1 protein-coding gene is annotated in these 1023 nt (G+C 68.5%); it reads right to left on the reverse strand.

The features are described 5' to 3' along the window. Window positions 1-299 precede the first annotated feature (299 nt). Window positions 300-1016: an IS91 family transposase gene (locus VQ042_RS25660; RefSeq protein ID WP_331823060.1), complete on the reverse strand. Its 717-nt coding sequence runs from the start codon at window positions 1014-1016 to the stop codon at window positions 300-302. Window positions 1017-1023: the final 7 nt, after the last annotated feature.

Raw genomic sequence — 1023 nt, forward strand, 5'->3', positions numbered from 1 at the left:
TGAAGAGTTTCGGGCGCCGTGAGGCGTACGAAAGTCGCGGAAGAACGAACCCGCGAGAAGCCGGTCGGTGGTTTATGGGGTTTTCGTCTGACGATGGTGCAGCGGCAAGAGGCGGTTGCCGCCGGACGGTATGGAATGCCGATCTCGCCCCTGTCGTTCTGGAGCCAGTGACTTCGCCGAGAAGAGTGAGGAAGGGACGCGGGAAGGCCGGCTGACGCCTTCGCGCGCCCTTGGGACGCGCGTCATGGTCTCCCGAAGCGTCTTGTCTCGGGCCGATGACGGTGCCGTGCCATTCCGGATCATGGCGAACATTCCCGGCTTGAGGTTGGTGGCGGTGGCGGTCCTCGCGGCTGTCGCCAGCGCAGGAAGATGCCGACGACGCTCATGGTGCCGCCGCAGCACGGACAGGTCGGGCGGTAGGCGGGTGGTTCGGGGATGTCTTTCTCCTCGGCGGCTGAGCGCGGCATGGTGGGCGCGCCGAGAAGTACGCGGATGCGATCGAGGTTGGCCTTGCGGTCAGGTCCCGTCAGGAACCCATAGTGCCGGATGCGGTGGAAGCCGCGCGGCAGGACGTGGAGGAGGAAGCGGCGAATGAACTCGTCGGCCGCGAGCGTCAGCGTGCGGTGGCGGGCGGCGCCGCCCTGGCGATAGTCCTTGATGCGGAAGGTGACGGTGCTGCCGTCGAAGGCGATGATGCGCCGCGACGAGATGGCGACGCGGTGTGTGTAGCGCGACAGGTAGGCCAGAACGGCCTCTGGCCCCGCGAAGGGTGGCTTGGCGTAGACGACCCAACGCTTGCGCCGCACCGGCGTGAGATGGCGGGCGAAGGCGGGGCTCGGCGAGGTGGGCGAGCGAGCCGTGGAAGGCGAGCTTGCCGGCCCCGTGGAGGGCGAGCAGCCCTTCGAGGAACAGGCGCCGGAACAGGGCGCCGAGCACCCGCACCGGCAGGAGGAGGCGGGACGCGACGAGACCCAACGCGACCCGTTTGGCGAGAGACCGCCGCCGGGCACGATCATGTGGATG

The organism is Aurantimonas sp. A2-1-M11 (assembly GCF_036549475.1).
In the GTDB taxonomy this organism is placed as follows: Bacteria; Pseudomonadota; Alphaproteobacteria; order Rhizobiales; family Rhizobiaceae; genus Aurantimonas.